This window comes from Mesorhizobium sp. P2_C4, assembly GCF_056404575.1.
Genome location: NZ_JBFUDT010000003.1, coordinates 624,816 through 641,557 on the forward strand (window position 1 = coordinate 624,816; position 16,742 = coordinate 641,557).

The window sequence follows — 16,742 nt, forward strand, 5'->3', positions numbered from 1 at the left end:
GGGGCCACGCACTTTTGCACGGTTTGATCCGGCTCAATGCTCGAAGTCTTTCGACGCCCTAAAATGGAGTTCAAATCTTCGAGGAGCATCGCCATGGGTCACAGCTCTCACACGTCCTTTGCCGATTTCACGCACGCTGCCCAACAGGCACAGCAATGGGTCAACGAGCTTGCCAGGGATCTTTGCTGGAGCGAGCCGAGCGCGTGCCGCCTACTGAGATCCGTCCTTCACACTGTGCGGGACTGGCTGTCGCAAGCGGAAATGGCCGATCTCTCGGCCCAACTGCCTGTTCTGGTCCGTGGCATCTACTTCGAAGGCTGGACTCCATCTGCGCCCGCGCATGAGCGCACGAAGCGCGACTTTGTTCTCAGCGTCAGAGACAGTTTCGGCTACGATGAGGAGGTCGATTTCGATGTCGCGATTGGCGCCGTGTTCAAGCTTCTGGACCGTCACATTTCGCATGGCGAGATCGTGCAAGTCAGAAACTCGATGAAGAAGTCGCTCAGAAAATTGTGGCCGGTGGACTGACCCATGTTCCGAGACCGGGAAGACGCTGGCGTGAGGCTTGGCCTGGAGCTGAGCAAGCTTCACCTGCATCAGCCTGTTGTCTTGGCATTGCCACGTGGCGGCGTGCCTGTCGCGGTGGAGGTGGCCAGAGCTCTCAATGCTCCTCTTGACCTGCTTATCGTCCGCAAGGTCGGCGCGCCAGGCAATCCCGAACTGGCTGTGGCCGCAATCGTCGATGGCGACCCTGGGGAGGTCGTTTTGAACCGGGAGATCGTCGAGACCTATGCGCTCGACGAAGGCGAGCTACGTGTCTTGATTGCAAAGGAGCGCCCAGAACTCGAACGCCGGCGCGCTGCCTATCGAGGCAAAACCAAACCGATCTCGATCGCGGGAAAGACCGCGATCATCGTCGATGACGGCGCTGCAACCGGTACGACCATGAAAATCGCAATCCGCGCCCTCAAGCGCCGGTCACCAAGGGAAATCATCGTGGCAGTTCCTGTTTCCCCGCAAGAGACGGTCGCTGAACTGGCACGGGAAGCCGATCGTGTGGTTTGCCTCAGTCAGCCGGGACAGTTCCGTGCCCTGAGCTACCACTACTTGCGATTTCCTCAGCTCTCGGACAGCTATGTCGTCGCTGCGATGGGCGAGGCTGGTCGGTCGCAAACGGTCGGGCAACACCGAAGTGGGCAACACACAGCCGGCTCCGGTGCGAAAGCCGCCACAAAATCAGTGCCACGGAATACTGAGGAATAGGAGATCACGTCATGCTGGTCCGCGCGCTTTCTGCCTTGGAATGCACGAAAATCCTGATGGCCAATCGCGTTGGCCACCTGGCATGCGCAAAGGACGGGCAACCCTACGTCGTGCCCTTCTATTACGCCCATTCGGATGCTCATCTCTATGCGTTCTCAATGCCGGGAAAGAAGATCGAGTGGATGCGGGCCAATCCGCTGGTATCCGTCCAGGTTGACGAGCATGGCGAAGGGCGAGGATGGAGAAGTGTCGTTGTCGATGGCCGATACGAAGAATTGCCTGACCGGGTCGGCTACAAGCTTCAGCGGGATCATGCCTGGGAGGTGTTGAGCAAGCGCCCCGACTGGTGGGAACCTGGTGCACTCAAGCCCGTCGTTGCTCCCACAGCCGACACTGAACCGCACGTCTTCTTCCGGATCCTGATTGAGCAGGTGTCTGGACGAGAAGCGAGCGAGTAGTCGTCCCGCCAGCGAGAAATGGAATGAGCCGGCGCTATCTGCACCGGCCCTCCTTTCCCTCCTGTTGAATTGCTATCGCGCCATCAAGACCGGCAGCGATTGCCCCTCAAGCATTGACCTGGTGACGCCACCGAAAATCCGCTCGCGCAGCCGGGAATGACCATAGGCACCCATGACCATCAGATCGGCTGCGACGTCGCCGGCGTGCTGGCGAAGCACCTCGGCAACCGAATGGTTCGCGCTCGGCAGTCGCTCGACCGTAACCTTGACGCCGTGCCGAGCGAGATAGGTTGCGGCATCCGCCCCGGGTTCCGCGCCGTGATGGAACTCGTCCTCGATTGGGTCGACCATAACGAGGCGAACCTCTACGGCGCTTTTCAGCATGTCGAGCGACTCGCGAACGGCGCGCGACGACTCAAGCCGGGCATCCCAAGCGACCAGGACGCGTTTCGGCTTCAGCGTTGGCCGCGCTCCCTCGGGAACAAGCAGGATGGGCTTTCCAGATGAGAACAGCGCGCCCTGGATGACTTTATCCCTCAGCGTCGGGCTTGAGAGCAGATCTGGGCCAAGAATGGTCAGATCGGCATAGCGGGCACGCCTTCCGACGACCTCGTCCGCCCAGGCCGTATCGGGATAGTCGTCGCTCAGATCAGCCGATACCGGGCTCTTCGCAAGAAAGGCGCCGACTGCCGAGATCCGCTTCTTGAGCCTCTTGACCTCGGCCTGACGCTCCTCGAGCCAGGCTGGGGAGACGACAGCCGCATACGCACCGCCCGAGGGCGGTGCAGCCAGCTCGAGAACGAGCACGGAGAGGTGGGCGCCGACCTGTTCGCACAGGCCGGCGGCGAGCTTCAGATCGCCCTCGCCCTGGTTTGGTCCGGTAACCGTAAGCAGTGTCTTGAAAGTCACGGCAACAACTCCTCATTTCGAATGAATTTTCAATCGTTGCTGAAGCCTAAGCGAGAGAGGCCGGTGCGTTCATTGCGCTGAATCAAACACCTTGGCCGCGGCGGGCGTTTGATCCGCATCAACGTGCTGGCCAATAAGGGTTGTAGGGTAGCGCCGATCAATCTGGGAAACGCAGATGAAGTTTCTGATCGCGGCGGCCCTGGCAGGCTTGGCCTTCAATGCGGCCGGCGCCCAGGAACTCGGCAACGGCAAGGTGGAATACATGAACTCTTGCGCCGTCTGCCACGGTGCTGAAGGCAAGGGCGATGGACCACTCGGCGACGAATTGTTGAAGCGGCCGGCCGACCTCACCCGTCTTTCGAGAGACAATGGCGGCGCGTTCCCCTACTGGCGCGTTTTCGCGACGATCGATGGCCGCACCATGGTGCCGGAGCATGGCGATCGCGACATGCCGGTCTGGGGCCGCCAATTCCTTCCCGGCGACGCCAAGAAATACGGCCCGAAAGCCGGCGAAATCGTCACCACGGAACGGATCCATGAGCTGGCAGGGTATGTCCAGACGCTGCAGCAATAGCATCCGAAGGCGGAATGCATATGTGGTGGACGCACGATCGAGGCAAACATGATCATCGAAGACCAGCAAGCCACTACCGCGTTTCTGCTTGATCCTGCCTCATATGGCGGGGGCGGACCGGTCGAAGCGATCGAAACCCATATCTCGCGTATTTTTCTGACTGGCGAACGCGCCTACAAGATGAAACGTGCGGTCAAGCTGCCCTATGTCGATTTCTCGGCGCCGGCCCTCAGGCTGGCCGCTTGCGAGAAGGAGGTGGAACTCAACTCGAAGACCGCACCAGGCCTCTATCTGGGTGTGCGCCGTATTACGCGCGAAGCCGACGGCAAGTTGGCTTTCGACGGTGCGGGCCAAACGGTCGACGCGGCGATCGAGATGGTCCGCTTCGACCAGTCGAAGCTTCTCGATCGTATGGCAACCGCGGGAGAATTGACGCCGGCGCTGATGACCGCGGTTGCGCGCATGATCGTCGGCTACCACCGTGCCGCGCCGACAATCCACAATGGCAGTGGCTCGTCCAATCTGGCCGGCGTGCTCGACATCAACGAGGCCGGCTTTGCCACCAGCCATGTTTTCACAAAACCGCAGATCGAACGCTTTGCCCAGGCCTTCCGCACCGCCCTCGCCCGGCATTCCGAATTGCTCGACCGCCGAGAAGCCGCTGGCAAGGTTCGCCGGTGCCACGGCGATCTGCACCTGCGCAACATCTGCCTTTTCGACGGCGAGCCCCGCCTCTTCGATTGCATCGAATTCAACGACCAGATCGCCAGCATCGACGTTCTCTACGATCTCGCTTTCCTGTTGATGGACCTCTGGCATCGCGGTTTTCCGCAGCTCGCCAATCTTGTGATGAATCGCTATCTCGACGAAGCCGACGATGAGGATGGGTTCATCCTGCTGCCCTTTTTCATGGCGGTGCGGGCCGCCGTGCGCGCCCATGTCACCGCAACGCAGGTCGAGGAGGGCAGCGCCGATTCACTGAAGTTGACTGCCGAGGCCAGATCCTATTTCGACCTTGCCCAAGGATTGCTCCAGGAAACATCGCCGCGGCTCATTGCCATCGGCGGCCTGAGTGGCTCGGGCAAGACGACAGTTGCAGAGGCGCTAGCTTCCCAGGTCGGTGCGCCGCCAGGCGCCCGCATTGTCGAAAGTGACCGTATCCGCAAGGCCATGCACGGTGTGCCGGCTGAAACGCGGCTGCCGGACAAGGCTTATCGGCCGGACGTATCGGACCGCGTCTACCGCGAAATGGCATGGCGCGCCGGCCTGGTCCTTGCGGAGGGCGGTTCGGTTGTCGCCGATGCCGTGTTTGACAGGCCTGCCGATCGCGACCGTATAGAGAAGGCGGCAAGCGTTAGGGGCGTGGCTGTCACCGGGTTCTGGCTGGAAGCGGATCCGCTTGTTCTCTGGCAACGTGTCAGCGAGCGCAAGGGAGGCCCTTCTGACGCCACCATAGATGTCCTTTCGCGACAGTTGCAGCGAAACGTCACCCAATCCAGCTGGCGCAAGATCAATGCCGATCGGAAGCTTGTCGACATCGTCGCAGAGCTGAGGAGGTTTTCCGAGACGGATGCATCCGAAACCCTGCGCACGGCCTCGTGAAGGCTGCGGCAAGTGATCGACCTTAGTGCAGTTGGAGCCTGGCTTCGACAAGGCCGGGTTCGTTGGGAAGATAGGCGATCGAGAAGCCGAATTCGCGGCACATGGCCAGCATCCTCGTGTTCTCGCTGAGCACGATGCCTTCAATCCGACCGATCCCATCGGCCCTTGCATAATCGACGATCTGCCTGAGCAATTCCCAGCCCAGACCGTGACCCTGCAGATCCGTGCGCACCAGCAAGGCGTATTCGGCAACGGAGCGGTCCGGATCGCAGGAAAGCCGGCTGATGCCCGCCAAAGCGCCAGTGCTTGTCTCCAGAGCGACGAAGGCCATGTTGCGGTCATAGTCGAGCTGCGTGAGTCGCTTCAGCATCTGGTCGGAGAAGCTTTTGCGCGGCGACAGAAAACGCAGGCGCAGATCGTCAGGCGAAATCCTGGCAAGGAATTCGGGATAGAGCGCGATGTCGGCAGGCTTGATCGGCCGGATGTGATAGTGCGTGCCGCCTCCCAAAAACTCCTTCTCCCAACCCGACGGATAAGGCCTGATGGCAAGTGCGGGGTTCGGCCCCGCCTCTTCCACGCGTTCCGGCGCGATCTCGATGCGTGCGTCGAGCGCAATCACGCCCTCGGCATCGGCCAGCAGCGGATTGATGTCTACTGAAACGAGGCACGGAAAGTCGACGGTCATCTGAGACAGGCCGTTGAGTGCAGCAAAGATCGATTGCCGATCGGCCGGCTTGCGATCGCGGAATCCGGCAAGCAGGCGGCCGATCCGCGTTTGGTCGATCAGGTCACCGGCAAGAACGTCGTCGAGCGGTGGCAAGGCAATCGCTATGTCATCCATCACTTCGACTGCGACACCGCCAGCTCCAAACAGTATGGCGGGCCCGAAGATCGGATCATGGCTCATGCCGAGGATGAGTTCCTGCGCCTGTGTTCGCACCACCATCGGCTGAACGGCGTAGCCTTCAATATCGGCTTGCGGTGCGTGCTTGCGCACCCGCGCCTCGATTGCGCGTGCTGCAGTTCCGGCGGCAGCGGCATCGGCAATGTTGAGCACTACCCCGCCAATGTCCGATTTGTGCGAGATCGCCTTGGACAGCAGCTTGACGACGATATGTTCAGACGCGTTGAGGAGCCGGCCGGCCGCCACTTCCGCTTCAGCGGGAGATCTGGCGACGACCGTCTCGGGCACCGGGATGCCGTAGGCGAAAATCGCTGCCTTGGCTTCGGGCTCGGTCAGCATTCGCCGCCCCTCCTTCGCGACCTGCCTGAATATGGCCAGCACGGCGTCTCGGTCGCTCGTGACGTCCTCGCTGCGGCTCGACGGCGTGCGCATCAATGCCCTCTGGGCACGCGACCATTCGCTGAGATAGGAGACGGCCGTTGCCGCGTCAGCCGGCGTTTCAAAACTGGCAATGCCTGCATCCTGAAGTATTTGCCGCCCGGAGCGCGCGGTGTGTTCTCCGAGCCAGCAGGTCAGGACCGGTTTGCCGGCGATCATCCCTTCCCTTGTGAGTTCCGCCACCGCGCTTGCCGCGGCAAGCGGCGAGCCCAGCCCCGTTGGACAATTCATCACCAGGACGACGTCCGTTCCGCGATCGGACGCCACGGCTTCGACGGCGGCCTTGTAGCGCTCAGGCGGGGCGTCACCGATGATGTCAACCGGATTGGCGTGCGACCATGTTCGCGGCAGCACGGCGTTCAGGCGTTCGATGGTGGCCGCTGAAAGCGCGGCCAGTTCCCCTTCGCAGTCGATGAGCTGATCGATGGCCAATACCCCTGCCCCGCCGCCATTGGTGACAATGCCGACACGGGCCTGTTCGAGAGGAGCGAAGCGGGCGATCGTCTCAGCGGCATCAAACAGCTCGGTCAGGCCTTTGACACGCAAGATGCCGGCGCGCAGCAATGCCGCATCGACGACACGATCGGCTCCCGACAGCGCTCCGGTGTGGGTCGCGGCCGCTTTGGCCGATTGCTCGTGCCGACCCGATTTTATCGCGATCACCGGTTTGATCCGCGCCGCAGCACGGGCGGCCGAGATGAATTTGCGCGGATTGGGAATTGTCTCGAGATACATCACGATGGCGCGCGTGTGGATGTCGCCCGCCAGCATGTCGAGACAATCTCCCACGTCGACATCAGCCATGTCGCCAAGGGAGACAATCTGCGAGAAGCCGACATTGTTGTCTGCTGCCCAGTCGATGAGCGATGTGGCAATGGCGCCGGATTGCGACAGCAGCGCGATGTTGCCCGCCTTGGCGGCCATATGCGCAAATCCGGCATTGAGCCGTAGCGGCGGGATCATCAGCCCGACCGTGTTCGGTCCGATGATGCGGAACAGGGCGGGCTTGGCAGCGTCGAGCATGGCCTGGCGCAGGCCGTTCTCGCGCGTGAGCCCGGCGGTGATGACGACCGCCGCCCGCGTGCCCTTGTCTGCGAGGTCGCGCACGATGCCGGGAACCGTCTCCGGCGGCGTCACGATGACACCGAGGTCGGGAATACCTGGCAGGTCTGCCGCCTTCGCATAGCAACGCCGCCCGGCCACTTTCGAGTGCTTCGGATTGACCGGCCAGATCTCGCCCGCGAAGCCGCCATTGACGATGTTGTCGAAGACCACACGCCCGACAGAGCCGTCGCGCACCGATGCCCCAAACACTGCAACCGACTTCGGGGCAAACGCATGTTCGAGATTTCGGATCGTCACCGCTGTATCTCCCGTTCGCGGCGATAGTCACCAATCGATCTTGCCCGTTCATTGCGTTGGATCAAAGCCTCCTCCGGTGATCGCGATTAGCTCATGCGCGAGGTCGTTCGCAAAGTGGCGACGAGCTGTTGCGATCAACGATTGGAGAGTTAGATGAGCTACTATTTCAGCAAGATCGTCGCCATGCCGTTCACAGCGGCAATCGACCACGTGACCGACAAGCTCGCAAGCAAGGGGTTTGGCGTTCTGACATCGATCGATGTCCAGCAGACCATGAAGGCCAAGCTTGGCGCAGATTTCAGGCCCTATGTGATCCTGGGCGCGTGCAATCCACATTTCGCATGGCGGGCGCTTCAGGCCGAAGACAAGATCGGAACCATGCTGCCCTGCAACGTCATCGTCACGGAGGTCGGACCAGGAAAGGTAGAGGTCGCGGCAGTGGATCCGGTCGCTTCAATGGGAGCTATCGGCAATCGCGAGCTTGCGCAGGTCGCGAACGATGTGCGTCGCCTGCTCGAGGAGATGGTCCGCGAACTCTAGCGCCAAGAGGGCCATCAAGGTTGAGGGACATCGGATGAACGAGTCTGCTCTACGACGCGTATTGCTGGTCATTGCCGTCCTGGGTCTCGCCGTTGGAATCGGAGCCTGGCGAACCGGGCTCGGCCCCATTGAAGCCGACACGATCTGGACGGTGTCGACATTGCCCGTGGTGGCGGCTCTCGCCATCTCCATTCTGCGCGATTTCTGGATCGGCCGTTTCGGTGTCGATGCGATTGCGCTGGTGTCGATGTCCGCCGCACTGCTGCTCGGCCAATCCCTGGCGGCAGTGGTGGTGGCGATCATGTATGCCGGCGGCACGGTGCTTGAAGATTTCGCCCGCGGCCGCGCGGAGCGGAACCTCAAGGCATTAACCGACCGGTCACCGCGTGTCGCACACCGCAAGTCGACACATGGAACAGAAAGGATCCCCGTCGAAGAAGTGGCCGTCGGCGACAACCTCCTGGTGCGTGCCGGCGAACAGCTTCCCGTCGACGGCATCCTGCTCGATGCTTCGGCCTCGCTCGACGAGTCGGCGGTGACCGGTGAGCCGCTGCCGGAACGGCGGACAGCAGGCGATCTGCTGCGCAGCGGCACCCTCAACGCTGGCGAGTCCTTCAGCATGCGGGCTTCGGCCCTGGCTGAACAGAGCACCTATGCCGCGATCGTACGCATGGTGGCTGCGGCGCAGACGGCGAAATCCCCGTTCATCCGCATGGCCGACCGCTTTGCGCTGTTCCTGCTGCCAGCCACTTTGTTGGTCTCCGGTGCCGCTTGGTACATCTCCAACGATCCGATCCGGGCGCTTGCCGTGCTGGTCGTCGCGACACCTTGTCCGCTCATCCTCGCGGCACCCGTTGCCTTTATCGGTGGCGTATCTCGCGCCGCGCGTGCCGGCATCCTGATGAAAGGCAGCGCGGCTCTGGAGGCGCTTGCGCAGGTCCGAACCGCGATCTTCGACAAGACGGGGACCTTGACCATAGGCGGCGCCGAACTCATCGAAATCGAGACAGCACCCGGCGGTGACGCGAACCATTCGCTGCAGCTGTTGGCATCCCTCGAACAGGCCTCGCACCATGTGCTCGCCGACTCGATCATCCGGGCGGCGCGCGACAGACAGCTGATGCTTTCGCATCCGCGCGATGTCCGGGAGCATCGCGGTGCGGGCCTGAAGGGCCGGGTCGACAACATGTCGATCGCGGCGGGATCGCGGGCCCTCGTGCTCGCCAACAAGCCGCTGCCCGGCTGGGCAAAAAGCGGCGAAGAAAAATACCGGGACGAGCCGGTACTCAGGGTTTTCCTAGCAAGCGGCGGACGGCTTGCCGGTGTTTTCACGTTTGGCGACGCCCTGCGTGTTGATGCACACGATGCACTCGGCAAGCTGCGCTCCGCCGGCATTGGGCGCATGGTTATGCTGACAGGAGACGATGGCGTGGCAGCCAAACGCATTTCCGCCTTGCTCGACCTCGACGCCGTAGTCGCCGATGCGACCCCTGCCGAAAAAGTCGCGACGGTCGAAGCCGAGAAAGTCTTGGCGCCGACGATGATGGTCGGCGACGGCATCAACGACGCCCCAGCGCTAGCGGTCGCAACGGTCGGTGTCGCCATGGGCGCACGTGGTGCCACCGCCTCCTCCGAGGCGGCCGACGTCATCGTGCTGACCGACAGGCTGCAGCCCGTTGTCGATGCAGTTCGGATTGCACGGCGAACCCGATCGATCGCCTTGCAAAGCATCATCGCTGGGCTGGCGCTGTCGGGGCTGGCCATGATCGCGGCGGCCATGGGGCAGATCACGCCGGTTGCCGGAGCGCTGCTCCAGGAAGGGATTGACGTGGCGGTGATCCTGAACGCGTTGCGCACCCTTGGCGTTGGACATCTGTGGCGCGCATAATGGTCGAGAGCAAAATCGGTGAATAGCCATGGCACAGCATGATCTGGTGGTTTGCAGCAGATGCGGTGGCGTCAACCGCCTGCCACCGGCCCGTAATGCCATGGAGGCGAAATGTGGAAAGTGCCGTAACAGGCTGTTTTCGGGTCACACGGAAGACGTCGACACCCGGGTTTTCGAGTGTCAGATCGCGCGCAGCAGCCTGCCCGTTGTCGTCGACATCTGGGCACCTTGGTGCGGCCCCTGCAAGACTATGGCCCCAGCCTATGAAGCCGCGGCCAGTGAGTTAGAGCCGCATGTTCTCCTGATCAAACTCAATTCCGACAATGAGCAGGCCGTCGCGGCCAGGCTCGGCATTCGCGGCATCCCGACCATGATCCTCTTTCATGGCGGGCGCGAAATCGCGCGCACATCAGGTGCCATGACGGCGAGCCAGATCGTCAGGTGGGTTCGAGACCGCCTGCCGACGGTCGCCGCCTGAGAGACACCCAATGGATTCGCTCATCGCCCGGCTCGGATTTGCCCTCGCGATAGGCCTGCTCGTCGGCTTGGAGCGTGGTTGGCAAGAGCGCGATGCACCGGATCGCAGTCGCACGGCCGGCATCCGGACATTCGGCATCTCCGGCCTGCTCGGCGGCGTGCTCGCCGCACTTGCCAGTGCGCTCGGCGCGGTATCCGTACTGGTGGGCGGCTTCATCGCCTTTGCGGCAATCTTCGCCTGGTTCAAGGCGCGCGAGGCCGTCCATGATGAGGATTTCAGCGTCACGAGCGTGATCGCCGGCCTTGGCGTTTTCGCGCTTGGGGCGCTCTCCGTCGCCGGCGATTATCGAGCAGCTGCTGCCGGTGGGGCGGCACTGGCGACGGTCCTGGCCAGCCGAGAGGTCTTGCATGGCCTGTTGAAGCGATTGACCTGGGTTGAACTGCGTTCAGCGCTGATCCTGGCGGTGATGACGGCGATCGTTCTGCCCCTGTTGCCAAACCGGACGATGGATCCGTGGGGCGGTTTCAATCCTTGGGAAGTATGGTTCCTGACGGTGCTGATGGCTTCGATTTCGTTCGGCGGCTATGTGGCTGTTCGCATTCTTGGCAATACGCGTGGTCTGCTGGTCAGTTCGCTCGCCGGTGCGATCGTCTCTTCGACCGCGGTGACTTTGGCGCTTGCCCGCAATGCGGCGTCGGCAAGCAATCCGCTGCCGTTCGTCGGGGCTGCATCCCTGGCTGCAATGGTTTCGGTGCTGCGCGTCTGCGCCGTGGTTCTGATCGTCGAACCAAGCGTGTTCGCCTCGGTCGCCATTCCGGCGATTGCCGCGGCGCTTGCCTTGGCTGTCTGCGGGGCATTGCTGCTGACTCGCGGCGGCGGGAACGGTGAAGGCAGCGCGATCGCGCGCAATCCATTCGAACTGGGCCCGTTGCTGCTCTTCGCCTTGCTCTTTGCGATCGTGTCAACCGCAAGTGCCGGGCTGGCCACTCAATTCGGCGGGCGCGGTCTGCTAGCGAGTTCGGCGCTGGCAGGCACATTCGATGTCGATGTCTCGGTGCTTGGCGCGCTGCGCCTAGTCAAGCATTCCGTGTCCGTTGAGACCGTGGGACAGGCCGTGCTCGCGGCGCTGGCAGCAAACGGCATCGGCCGCCTGTCGCTCGCAGTATTTGCCGGTCCGGTTAGATTCTGGCTGCCACTAGCCGTAGCAACCCTGATCGCAGCGACCATCGGCATCTGCGCCCTCCTGTTGCTCGGTCCTGGATAGAGGCGCTGTTCTCGAGCCTTCCTTGATGCGGATCAAGGGCCGGGACCGCGCCGCTCTATAAAACTCCGTGAAAGGAGTTTGCCATGACCAATCTGAAGGACCTCACCCCGAAATTCCGCAATGTCCGGCTGCTGCTCGCGCGTGAAAAAGGCCACCCAGATGGCGACCGCGAAGAGGGCTACGACCTGCTGGCGCCGTTGACCGGCGAAGGAAAGATCGATGCGGAAGAATGGAAATCGCACAAGGCCTCTTGCCGTGTTCGTCGCTTTCGCACCGGCGAGGAGGATCTGATCGGCCGGCTGAGGCGCAAACCGGGCGGACAGTGGTATTTCGACTATGCCGAGGGCGATCGCGACGACGAGGTCGGCTTCCATCTCGGCGACGAACGGTTCGTGACCGGTGAGTACGTGTCGATAGAGCGCAACGGCGCCATGCACACCTACCAGGTGGCACGGGTCGAACGGCCTTGACGCCTCGGGGCCAGGCTCCCTGGGAGTAGACCATGTCGCGACGCATTCTCATTGTGGTCAGCCATCCCGACCCGTCGCCGGACCGGCTCTGCCGCGGTCTTGCCAACGCCTATGGCGAAGGCGCGGAAAAGGCGGGGCACGCTGTCCGCCGGGTCGATCTGGCAGCACTTGATTTTCCGATGCTGCGGTCAATGCAGGAGTTCGAACATGGTGCGGTTCCCGACGAGTTGAAGGATGCAGCCGAGGCGATCGTGTGGGCGGAGCACATCGTCTTTGTCTTCCCGCTGTGGCTCGGAACGATGCCGGCTCTGCTGAAGGCATTCCTGGAACAGGTGATGCGGCCAGGGACGGCCTTCGCCTACCCGGACAAGGGCGGCGGTTTCACCAAGACACTTCTTCGCGGCCGCTCTGCGCGCGTCGTGGTGACGATGGGCATGCCTTCCGTCGTCTACCGGCTATGGTTCCTCGGACACGGCATCGCCGGCATGAAGCGAAGTATTCTGCATTTTGTCGGCATCAGTCCGGTGCGCGAGGCCTTGTTCGGCATGGTCGCTGGCGCCAGCGATGCGACCCGCGCGAAGTGGATCAGCCAGATGCGCGATCTCGGCGAGCGAGCGCTTTAGCGCAGCGATCTGAGCAGTCAGACACTTCGTGCGATGCGCCGCAAAAAAGACTAGCGACCCGGCAAGCGTCGGAACGGCGACAGTCGAAGCTTTCCGGCCAGGGCGCGCCCTGCTTCATGGATCGACAGTGAATTCGGCCCACATTCCGGCACCATAGTGACCTGGTACGTTGCAGATAAGCAGGTATTTTCCAGCCTTCAGATCGACGGTCAATGTGCCTGACTTGCCCGGATCGAGTTCCGAAACCTCGCCCTTGTCGCCGGCCTTGTCTTCGTCGACCCGGTTCTCGGCCTCAAGATAAGGAAGCGGCCTGCCAGGTTCGGCAAGGTACATCACGATCATTTCGTGGATCGTGTCCTTGGAGTCATTTTTCACATTGAATGTGACCTCCCCGGCCTTCACTGCACCGGGCAAAGCCTTGATGCCCATGGTCGCCCTGGCGAGGTCGAGTCCCGGCGTCGCATAGGTGAGCCCCATCGGCATCTCCGTACCCGCGCCCTTGTCCCACAACGAGATCTCGACAAGCGAAGCAGCCCGAACGGCGCCGGCACTGCCGGCCATGAGCATTGCGGCAGCAAGCCCGAGTGCTGCTCTCCTCAATATGGTTTTCATGGCGATCTCCTTCAGGACGGCAGCAGAAGCGCTCTACATCCCGATGCCATCCCGTTCATGAACGTCGCCCACCGTCGTTGCGCCAGATCAAACCGACCGGGGCCACCCCATCAGCGGCGCCGATGCTGATGTCAGCCAGTTGATGCGGTCTATGCCGACTACGGCACCGCCACCGCCCGCGCGCTCCGGCGGGGTGCAACGGTAAGAGATATCCGGTCGGGATTTTGCAGCCAGCTCCATGGGGCCGAAGGTGAGCGCCGCAATGGAGTTCGCTGAAGCGACGGGCAAACCTGCAGCGATCGGCAAGCTCGATGATGTGGTCGAAATTGTCAGAGGGGAGCGAGGCACACGGTTCGGAGCCGACGCTCCTCGCTCAGCCTGTCGAAGGGACTGCCTGCGCCCCCGCCGTCTCGAAATAGCGGGCCGCGTCTTTCGCCATCCGGCCAGTACACCAGCGTGCGTATGCACTCGCAAAGATCAGGCCAAGCCAACGGGACGGTGCCGCTTCCGGCAGGTCGTATTCAATGAAGACTCGAAGCCGGGACCCTCTCGCCTCGGGCACTATTTCGAAACCCATGCGATAGCGGCCGATTACCCAGAGATTTGGCGCTCCGATGGTCTCCCAGACCTTCAGTCTGGGTGGCATCCGGTTTGTAACCACCTGTTCCGCAGACAGCGCAATTCCAAGTATCTTTCCATGGAATCCAAACTTGGAGCCGACTAAGCGGGCCTCGCCCGCGTCGAACTCGTAGTCCATTTTCGAACCGAGCATCATCCATGACGAGGCGCTCATGTGAGCCCCAAGATGCCTGTGGTCGTCGAGATAGGCGAACACGGTCTCGACTGCGGATTCTATCCTGACGGTAGTTTCGATGGAACGTGACACTGCTGGCATTGTCTCACCTCCGGTTCATCCCTGGTTTCAGGACAGACCTAAGAAAACATTCCGATCCCGTGTCGGATGAAGACCTGCAGATTAGGCGCTCTCTCGGAGCCGCGGCGTTGATTTGTGTCAAAGTGGCGATGCCCAGTTGGGCTACACTAAATGTATGAAAATCGCGTTGGCTGAGCTTCGCTTACTGCTGTCCGTGATCCTCCTGTAAAGACGCCCCTAAATCCTGAAGCGCATCAAAGCGGCCGCCGCTGCTGTTCTTCGACTGCCTTCAATCGGACCACTGAAACCGAGCAAAGGGCCTGTGCCACGACTTTGGTCGAGACGCTGCCGAGGTGACGGCGGATTGCCGAGGACGCCCGCGCTCCAACCACGATATGTCCGACGTCATTGTGCTCGGCGTAGTTGAGGATCGCATCAGCGGGGCTGACCGCTTCAAGCACATGATAGCTGATGCGGTCTTCCGGCAGATGCAGTGGATGGGCCCAATCCTTCAGCGCCACGAGCCGCTTCAAATAGACCGAGCGCCCTGTTTCGTCGGTCGCCGGCGTCTCGCCGATGATTTCGGTCTTCAGGACCGTCACGCAGGCCAGCCACGAATCCTCCCGCGAAGCCAGCACACGCGCGGTTTCGTTGAGAACCTCGCCCGCCAACGCATCGCTGCCATTGGCCAGGTCGACTGCGGCAAGAACAATCGACGGTCCGGCCTGTGTCCTTGTCGAGCTCGGCCTGCCTACGAGCGACCTGTCATCCGTCTTGCGAAACACGCTGGTGATGGTAGCCCACGCCCCTTCGTCCCGTGGATTACGCTTGGTAACCACGACCTGGTCGGGGTTTCTGAGATCCGAAAGAACATGCGCCGCCTCGACATATCGTCGAGACCTGTCCACTTCCAGGCATCGCATAATGATGGCTTCCAGCCACCGCGGAATAGCCTCGTTGATATCTCGCGGCGATCTGGGAGCATGATAGAGCCGGCGCTTCATCCCGGCGAAAGTGGCCGGCCGCCCGAACGGCTCCTCACCCGTGGCCAGCTGATAGAGGATACAACCCAATGCAAACAGGTCACTTGCAGGATCGGTCCTCTCCCCGAGCACCTGTTCGGGCGAAATATAGGCGGCAGTGCCCATCGGCACTGACCTTTCCGCACCAAGAAGATCGGGAAGCTCTGCATGTCGGGCGAGCCCGAAGTCGAGGAGCACCACACCCCGCCTGGTGAGCATGATATTTTCGGGTTTGAGATCGAGATGTACGACCTTCTGCCGGTGCAGGGCGGCGAGCGCCGTCGCTATCTCGATGCCGATCCTTGCCACCTCGTCCACAGGTAGCGGCGCATTGCCGACGTGATCCGCCAGGCCGATGCCGGCCACGAACTCCATGGCTATGTAGGGAACCTCCGCCAGGCTCCCGGATGCCGCGAAACGCGGCACATGCGGCCCCGACAGGCGTCTCAGGATCATCTCCTCCACCTCGTAGCCGATTATGACGGAAACATCCTCGCCCGGGTCGAGAAAGGGGATCTTCAGCACAAGCGGAAAATCATAGCGCGGGTTGGTCGCCCGCCAGAGCGAGGCCATGCCGCCGGAGGGGAGTTTTTCGACCAGCTCGAAACCATCGATGACTGCGCCTGCCTCAAACCGTCGCATCGAATAGATCTCCTTGAAGCCTAGCGGCCGATCTTCAGCCGCATGCCAAGCCATCCAGGCAGGCCGGCGGCGTGGATCTTGCGGGCTGTTTCTTCGTGATCATAGGGAACACGAACCATCGTGACCTCTTGCCGCTGCGTGTCGACAAGAACAAAGCACGCCGCCGGGTTGCCGTCGCGCGGTTGGCCGATCGCGCCGGCGATCACCAGGTGCCGCCTCATCTCCGACAGGGGGGCAGCCACATTGTCATGCGGCTGAAAATGCATCGGCCGGCGGCCGGGCAGCGCGTAGTAGATGGCGGGAATGTGGGTGTGGCCGCAGAAAACGAAGCGCGCATCGCTTGCCGAGAGGCAGCGTTCCGCTGAATCCACGTCGCGGATATAGGGCCACTTTCCCGGTCGTTCCGCACTTGCGTGCACATACAGGCGGTCTTCGGATTGCAGCGAAAGCTGTAGTCGCGCCAGGAAATCGAGATGCGCCGGGGCGATGCGTTTGCGAGTCCACTGGACGGCGAACCGCGCATTCTCAGTCATGTTACTCAGGTTCAACGCTACCGCTTCGTCGTGGTTGCCCATGATGCAAAGCGCGCCGTCAGCCATCAGTTGGGCGGCCTTTTCGATCACATAGATGGGATCAGGACCGTAGCCGACCAGATCGCCGAGCAATACCAATTCGTCTGGACTACCGCGTTCGTGAACAGCTTCCAGGACCGCGTCGAACGCCTCGCGATTGGCATGGATGTCAGACAGGATCGCGATGCGCATTCAACCTTGTCCCAGAGATTGGCAAAACATGGCAAGGCGCGTGACGTGATTGATT

The 16,742-nt window shown here is 61.9% G+C and carries 17 protein-coding genes; 11 read left to right on the forward strand and 6 right to left on the reverse strand.

Annotated elements, in window-relative coordinates:
• The first annotated feature begins 36 nt into the window (after positions 1-36).
• The 3 genes from AC1DX6_RS15665 to AC1DX6_RS15675 are packed head-to-tail and all read left to right on the forward strand — an operon-like array spanning position 37 to position 1,721.
• A complete protein-coding gene (locus AC1DX6_RS15665; RefSeq protein WP_477314765.1) occupies positions 37-528 on the forward strand; it encodes a DUF2267 domain-containing protein in 492 nt (163 codons plus the stop codon).
• 30 nt (positions 529-558) lie between these two features.
• On the forward strand, positions 559-1,263 hold the full coding sequence (locus AC1DX6_RS15670) for a phosphoribosyltransferase (protein WP_477314767.1): 705 nt from the start codon (positions 559-561) through the stop codon (positions 1,261-1,263).
• An 11-nt stretch (positions 1,264-1,274) separates the two neighbouring features.
• The gene (locus AC1DX6_RS15675) at positions 1,275-1,721 is read left to right on the forward strand and encodes a pyridoxamine 5'-phosphate oxidase family protein (RefSeq protein ID WP_477314769.1); all 447 of its coding nucleotides are present in this window, start codon (positions 1,275-1,277) and stop codon (positions 1,719-1,721) included.
• Between the two features lie 72 nt (positions 1,722-1,793).
• Here AC1DX6_RS15675 and AC1DX6_RS15680 read toward each other — a convergent pair whose 3' ends face one another.
• Positions 1,794-2,630 (reverse strand): universal stress protein, encoded by an 837-nt coding sequence (locus tag AC1DX6_RS15680; protein WP_477314771.1) that lies wholly within the window; start codon positions 2,628-2,630, stop codon positions 1,794-1,796.
• A gap of 175 nt (positions 2,631-2,805) precedes the next feature.
• Here AC1DX6_RS15680 and AC1DX6_RS15685 point away from each other — a divergent pair, with 175 nt between their 5' ends.
• Both AC1DX6_RS15685 and AC1DX6_RS15690 read left to right on the forward strand, forming a co-directional pair.
• Positions 2,806-3,204, forward strand: a complete 399-nt coding sequence (locus AC1DX6_RS15685) for a c-type cytochrome (protein ID WP_477314773.1) — start codon at positions 2,806-2,808, stop codon at positions 3,202-3,204.
• A gap of 48 nt (positions 3,205-3,252) precedes the next feature.
• Complete coding sequence (locus AC1DX6_RS15690; protein WP_477314775.1) at positions 3,253-4,806, forward strand: bifunctional aminoglycoside phosphotransferase/ATP-binding protein; 1,554 nt, start codon at positions 3,253-3,255, stop codon at positions 4,804-4,806.
• Between the two features lie 22 nt (positions 4,807-4,828).
• Here the strand turns inward: AC1DX6_RS15690 and AC1DX6_RS15695 are convergent, their stop codons facing one another.
• Complete coding sequence (locus AC1DX6_RS15695) at positions 4,829-7,510, reverse strand: bifunctional acetate--CoA ligase family protein/GNAT family N-acetyltransferase (protein ID WP_477314777.1); 2,682 nt, start codon at positions 7,508-7,510, stop codon at positions 4,829-4,831.
• Between the two features lie 153 nt (positions 7,511-7,663).
• On the opposite strand from AC1DX6_RS15695, the gene AC1DX6_RS15700 reads away from it, so the two are divergent.
• From AC1DX6_RS15700 to AC1DX6_RS15725, 6 genes are all read left to right on the forward strand, one after another.
• Entirely contained in the window at positions 7,664-8,050 is a 387-nt protein-coding gene (locus AC1DX6_RS15700) for a DUF302 domain-containing protein (RefSeq protein WP_436261611.1), read from the forward strand.
• Between the two features lie 34 nt (positions 8,051-8,084).
• Entirely contained in the window at positions 8,085-9,938 is a 1,854-nt protein-coding gene (locus tag AC1DX6_RS15705) for a heavy metal translocating P-type ATPase (protein WP_477315129.1), read from the forward strand.
• Positions 9,939-9,966: 28 nt separating this feature from the next.
• Entirely contained in the window at positions 9,967-10,416 is a 450-nt protein-coding gene (trxC, locus tag AC1DX6_RS15710) for a thioredoxin TrxC (RefSeq protein ID WP_477314779.1), read from the forward strand.
• A 10-nt stretch (positions 10,417-10,426) separates the two neighbouring features.
• Complete coding sequence (locus AC1DX6_RS15715) at positions 10,427-11,680, forward strand: MgtC/SapB family protein (RefSeq protein ID WP_477314781.1); 1,254 nt, start codon at positions 10,427-10,429, stop codon at positions 11,678-11,680.
• An 83-nt stretch (positions 11,681-11,763) separates the two neighbouring features.
• A complete protein-coding gene (locus tag AC1DX6_RS15720; RefSeq protein ID WP_477314783.1) occupies positions 11,764-12,150 on the forward strand; it encodes a hypothetical protein in 387 nt (128 codons plus the stop codon).
• A 32-nt stretch (positions 12,151-12,182) separates the two neighbouring features.
• On the forward strand, positions 12,183-12,773 hold the full coding sequence (locus AC1DX6_RS15725) for an NAD(P)H-dependent oxidoreductase (RefSeq protein WP_477314785.1): 591 nt from the start codon (positions 12,183-12,185) through the stop codon (positions 12,771-12,773).
• Between the two features lie 114 nt (positions 12,774-12,887).
• Here AC1DX6_RS15725 and AC1DX6_RS15730 read toward each other — a convergent pair whose 3' ends face one another.
• The 4 genes from AC1DX6_RS15730 to AC1DX6_RS15745 all read right to left on the reverse strand — a co-directional run bounded on the left by AC1DX6_RS15730 (position 12,888) and on the right by AC1DX6_RS15745 (position 16,687).
• Entirely contained in the window at positions 12,888-13,385 is a 498-nt protein-coding gene (locus tag AC1DX6_RS15730) for a sulfocyanin-like copper-binding protein (protein WP_477314787.1), read from the reverse strand.
• Positions 13,386-13,758: 373 nt separating this feature from the next.
• The gene (locus AC1DX6_RS15735; RefSeq protein ID WP_477314789.1) at positions 13,759-14,280 is read right to left on the reverse strand and encodes an SRPBCC family protein; all 522 of its coding nucleotides are present in this window, start codon (positions 14,278-14,280) and stop codon (positions 13,759-13,761) included.
• 233 nt (positions 14,281-14,513) lie between these two features.
• Entirely contained in the window at positions 14,514-15,977 is a 1,464-nt protein-coding gene (locus AC1DX6_RS15740; RefSeq protein ID WP_477314791.1) for a protein kinase domain-containing protein, read from the reverse strand.
• Entirely contained in the window at positions 15,944-16,687 is a 744-nt protein-coding gene (locus AC1DX6_RS15745) for a metallophosphoesterase family protein (protein WP_477314793.1), read from the reverse strand. The genes AC1DX6_RS15740 and AC1DX6_RS15745 overlap by 34 nt, the downstream gene beginning before the upstream one ends.
• Positions 16,688-16,742 lie beyond the last annotated feature (55 nt).